The following is a 5076-nucleotide window of genomic DNA, read 5'->3' as shown; positions in this document are numbered from 1 at the left end:
CAGAGGGCCGCGGTCAGCGGCAGCGCGCGGTGCGGCTGGCCGTTCGAAATCATGCGAACCTGCAGGTCGATGTCCTGCGCCCGGACCACTTCGCCCGCAAAGGTGATGAAATCGGACGCCGCGCTGACGAAGCCGACGTAAGGCACGGTGCTGATCCGACGCGCCGCATCCACGTCGCTCGCGATGCCCATTGCCACCGACGCCTGAATCCGAATTGCGTCGAGCTGCTCCATGACGCGGGTATTGGTTTCGAGCACGTCGGGTCGCTCGTCCCCCTTTAGACCTATGTCCGCGGCGCGCACGAACACCGCGGCGTTGGCGGCATCCACGAGCGAGGCGTCGATTGGTCCGATGCCGGGTACGTCGAGACGTTCGATCACGTTTCCTGTCGGCAATAGCCGGCCGGTCGTGGCCCCGCCTGGCTGCAAGAAGTCGAGCCGGATCGGTGCGCCGGTCCCTGAAACGCCTGGGATCGCAAGGTCGCCGCCATAGCGGCTTTTGCCGAGTTCCAGAGGAAAGGTGGCGTGGATGATCTTGCTGGTGTTGGTGTTGTGGATGCGAACGGTCGCCTCCGAGCCGCTCGCGACAACAAGACCTTCGTCGACCGCGAAGGGACCAACGGCAGAGCTCATGTTCCCGCAGTTGCCGGCATAGTCGACCCGATCCTCGCTGATCAAAACCTGGGCGAAGGTATAATCGATATCAGCGTCGTCCCGCGTGGAAGGCGCGAGGACGCAGACTTTCGACAGCGACGACAAGCCGCCGCCCATGCCATTCAGTTGCCGCCCGTTCGGATCAGGCGACCCCATTGCAGCAGTGAAGATGCGGTCGCGTTGTTCGCGGTCCGTCGGCAGGTCCCGCGCGTGGAACATGAGTCCCTTGCTCGTGCCGCCTCGCATGAACACTGCGGGGATTGGTTTCAATTGCATGGTGACCTCCTGGGATTGTTGAGTGTGTCGCGCGCCGCGTGCATGGTTCAGACCGAGATGATGCCGAACAGCACGCCTGCGGCGAGCATCACAAGGCTCACCAGCCACAGGCGCAACACCGCGAGCCGCATGAACTTGCCGAGATCGCAGCCAGCGAGCCCGGCGGCGAGAAACGCCGACGGAACCGCCGGCGTGGCCGAGAAGCCCACACATTCACCGAGCATCATCGCGTGGGTGACGGATTCCGGAGGAATGCCGTGCGCACCAGCCACGCCGTTCACCATCGGCATCAGCCCGAGATAGAAGGCGTCCGGGCTGAACAGAATGCCGAGGAAGATCGAGAATGCGCCGATGATCACGTGAATGTATCGGCCGAGGGCTTCGGGAACGAGCTCGATCAGCATCGCCGACACTGCGGGGAACATACCGCTGCCCGTCATGATGCCAATGAAGCAGCCAGCCGACAGCATCAGCGCGCTGACGGCGACCGCATCCCCCGCATGTGCCTTGATCTGCGCGGCCTGTTGCGCCGGCGCTTTGAAGTTGACGATCAAGGCGAGGCACAGCGCGGTCAGGAAGATGAGGGTCGGCGGCAGTTTGGTCAGGAACATGCAGGCCACCGCGGCGATGGTCAGGCCGACATTGATCCAGTAGATCGAGGGGTGGTGGCGCCTTGCGTCGAGAGCGACGGCTGCTTGCGTGATTGGAGATCCTGCAATCGCGGGCGCAGTCGGCGCCCCGCATCGCTCGCTTGCTGCGAGTTGCATCTTCGCCCGCTGTCCGACCCAGGCGGCCACCCCGAGCGCAGTCACGACGCCGATCACCATCAAAGGGATCAACCCCATCCACACCGAGACAGGAGACAGATGCAGCGCCAGCGATGCGCGTCCCATCGGGCCGCCCCAGGGAGCGAAGTTGACGACGCCAGCCGACAAGCCGGTGATGAACAGCAAATCGTATCGGCTGAGGCCCAGACGGTCATAGATCGGCAGGAAGGTCGAGATCGTGATCAGAAATGTGGCTGGGCCGATCCCTTCCAGCATCACCGCGATCGCCACGACCGAGGTCGCGACCGTGACCCGCGGAATGTTGTCGCCGGACAGCCTGAGGACGAGTTTGACTAGCGGGTCGAACATCCCGGCATCCCGGACCACTGAAAAGAACAGGACAGCAAACAGGAACAGCGTTGCGATCGGAAAGACCGACTTCATCCCTTGTTCGGCGAATTCACCGATTTGATGCAGCGAGAATCCTGCAAGCAGCGCGGCACCGATGGGAATGAGCAGGAGCACCGCGATTGGTGCCGCCAGTCCCCTGACGAGGCCGTAAACGACGAGCAGCATCGCGGCTAGCCCCAGCATCATGATCATGCAGGAGTTCCTCTTCCCTGGGTGCGTGAAGTCGTTCCGCCTAGCCGAGACGCGTATGCATCGGATGGGATGCAGCGTGTCCTGCGCGCCGCGGGTCCGATGCGCCATCGAGAGCGGGCGCTTTGTTGTTTTCATTGGATGACATATTGATAAAACAACCGGATGAGTTCTTATCGTCAAGATTGATAAAATGAATCAACCTATGTCGTTGGAGATCGTAACCCCATGGCATTTCTCACAGCCCAGGAGGCGGCGGTCCGGCTCGGCGTGTCGCGGAAAACGCTGTACGCCTATGTGAGTCGTGGCTTGCTGAAGGCGTACGTCGCCGAAAACCCCCGCGAACGTCAGTATGCCGAGGCCGCCGTGGACCGGCTCGCGGCCGAGCGGCACCGGGGCCGTCGGCCCCAGGAGGTTGCAAAAGCCACCCTCGATTGGGGACTCCCTGTGCTCGAGTCCGGCATCACCCTGATCCGCGACGGCCGCATCTGGTATCGCGGCGTTGATGTCATCGATCTGGCGCGCACCGCTGATCTAGAGGACGCCGCGGCGATCCTCTGGCCGGCCAGGCGCGCGACGGCCTTCGGACCCGAAGCCCCACGAACCTCGATGCAGGCCGACAGCGCGGCCAGCGCGCCGGCCACCGGTTTGTCGCGGGAGACGCTGATGGCTCGGTTCGCGTCGCTGACGGGTGAGGAGGACACGGCTGCGTGGATTTCCGATCCCGCGCTTCTGGCCGCAGGCTGCGGTCAGCTCGTGCGCTGCCTCGCGAGCTGCGTTACCGCTGTCGCGCCGACCGTTGAGCCGGTGCATCAGCAGTGCGCGCGCAACTGGGACCTTGATGCGTCCGGCGCGGATCTGGTTCGCGCTGTGTTGGTGTTATGCGCAGACCACGAACTTAACACGTCCGGCTTCGCCGTGCGCTGCACGGCGTCCACCGGCGCAAGCTTGAGAGCCTGTGTGATCGGCGGCCTCGCCGCGTTGTCAGGCCCGCTGCATGGAGGAACCGCCTCCCGCGTCGAAGCACTGTGGGACATGGTGGAGACCGATGGTCCGGACATCGCCGTGCGGCGACGGCTGATGGCAGGAGAGACACTGCCCGGCTTCGGTCAGCTGCTCTATCCGAATGGTGATCCTCGCGCCGCGGCGCTGCTCTCGCGTTTGCCGCCGGCCGCGTCTCCGGCCGCGTCTCTGGTCGAAACTGTCGCACGATCTACCGGCGAGAAGCCGACGATTCACTTCGCTCTCGTCGCGGTCTGCCGCTTCCTCGGTCTGCCGCGCGGAAGTGCATTCGGGCTGTTCGCGTTGGGGCGATCGGTTGGCTGGATCGCTCATGCCCTCGAACAGCGGGCAAACGGAAGCCCAATCCGACCGCGTGCCGTCTATGTCGGTCCCCTTCCGGATACGTCGACGCCGCACAAGAAGTGAGGCGAAATGGCTCGAACCACGAGGTCGTTTTTGCACTCACTGCAATCCGCAGCGCCCTTCGCAAGTCCGCTTTCGAACATCACGGAACTAGCTGCAACAACCATAGTCGCAGTGTTCATTGACTTACTGTCGCTTCGAACAGCCGGATACGATGGAGAAGCAGTGCGCCAGAGAGAGTGTCAATCAATCCCATTAAAAGATAAAGCACTTTTGACCTTACTAGGCCAAAACGCACCATTGAGCTACCGCCAAAGAGCGTTTCGCCTCCAATCTTTTGATGGAATCCATCGTGACTCATCCAAGTACTGGCTGACCTTTCAATTTCCGTCGGGGTGGACAGCAGGGTTGGCTGGCGTTTGAGAGAGACGATCATGGCGACCATCGGAACGTTCACCAAGGGGCTGCAACGACGCATCGAGGAAGAGCGGCTCAAGGCCGAAGAGTCGGGCGGCAGCAGTCTCCGCGAGCAGCTTTCGGCTGCCCTCGACTATCGCCAGTGGCACCGCTTCGTCGTCGAGCGCAACGCAATGGGTAGGTGGATATTCCAGTTCAGCGCGTACCGCAGCCTTCTGATGTCTCAGTAAACAAGGCCGCCGCGCAATTGGCCTCCGCCCTTTCCCGGGGTTCATGATTGCGCGGGGATCGAGCGCGTCCTTGATCGCCCGCATGGCGCCGAGTTCGGCGGCGGACCGGCTTTTCTCCAGCGTGCCGACCTTCAGCCGGCCGATGCCGTGCTCAGCGGCGAAGGAGCCACCGAGATCGGCGACGATTCCATGGACACAGTCCATGATCGCTGCCAAGTGGGACAGAAACTCGGCCGCGGACATATCCTCCGGCTGAACGAGATTCATATGAATGTTTCCATCGCCCATATGACCGAATGGAGCAGGCCGCGATCCCGGAACGAGCTCACGGAACGCGGCAGAGGCGCGGCGCATCAGCTCAGGCACCTTGGCCACCGGCACGGAGACGTCATTCCGAACGCTTTCACCCGCACGCTTCTGTGCTTCCGGCTGCTCTTCCCGCAGCTTCCACAGCTCCGTCCGCTTTCGAACGCTCTGGGCCACCACGGCGTCTTCGACATCCCCCTCTTCTAGCCCTGAGGACAGCACCCGCTCCATGAGGCCATCCAGATCCGCATCCGGACGGGATGATGCGAGATCAATCAACACGGCATGTTGCGGAGTGTCAGCAAACGGTCTGATCGCAGCGTCGACATGTTTCAGGACGAGCGACAGCCCTTCGCCGGCTTTCAATTACCCACAAGCGCCTGATTCAATTGCGGGAGGCTTCGATCGAAGAATCTTGAATCGGATGAATCGCTTGTGATTCATTGTTGAGCACCTGAATCG

The 5076-nt window shown here is 62.4% G+C and carries 4 protein-coding genes; 1 reads left to right on the top strand and 3 read right to left on the bottom strand.

Translation table 11 applies throughout. The features are described 5' to 3' along the window. On the bottom strand, positions 1 to 929 hold a 929-nt coding region (locus tag AC629_RS41710), incomplete at its 3' end, for a PrpF domain-containing protein (protein WP_084810463.1). 47 nt (positions 930 to 976) lie between these two features. Further along, positions 977 to 2299 carry a CitMHS family transporter gene (locus AC629_RS41705; RefSeq protein ID WP_168195722.1) on the bottom strand — a complete coding sequence of 441 codons (1323 nt, stop codon included), beginning with the start codon at positions 2297 to 2299 and terminating at the stop codon, positions 977 to 979. Between the two features lie 225 nt (positions 2300 to 2524). Here AC629_RS41705 and AC629_RS41700 point away from each other — a divergent pair, with 225 nt between their 5' ends. Next, entirely contained in the window at positions 2525 to 3724 is a 1200-nt protein-coding gene (locus tag AC629_RS41700) for a citrate synthase family protein (protein WP_084810461.1), read from the top strand. A 317-nt stretch (positions 3725 to 4041) separates the two neighbouring features. Here AC629_RS41700 and AC629_RS41695 read toward each other — a convergent pair whose 3' ends face one another. Further along, complete coding sequence (locus AC629_RS41695; RefSeq protein WP_084810460.1) at positions 4042 to 4980, bottom strand: FAD-binding oxidoreductase; 939 nt, start codon at positions 4978 to 4980, stop codon at positions 4042 to 4044. Positions 4981 to 5076 lie beyond the last annotated feature (96 nt).

The organism is Bradyrhizobium sp. NAS80.1, assembly GCF_001908205.1.
GTDB lineage: Bacteria > Pseudomonadota > Alphaproteobacteria > Rhizobiales > Xanthobacteraceae > Bradyrhizobium.
The sequence above is the reverse complement of the archived record's forward strand: the minus strand, read 5'-3'. Positions and strand labels throughout refer to the sequence as shown.

Bases quoted from the DNA above. Each gene is read 5' to 3' on its own strand.
- AC629_RS41705 (WP_168195722.1), bottom strand. From the start codon at position 2,299: ATGATCATGATGCTGGGGCTAGCCGCGATGCTGCTCGTCGTTTACGGC.
- AC629_RS41700 (WP_084810461.1), top strand. From the start codon at position 2,525: ATGGCATTTCTCACAGCCCAGGAGGCGGCGGTCCGGCTCGGCGTGTCG.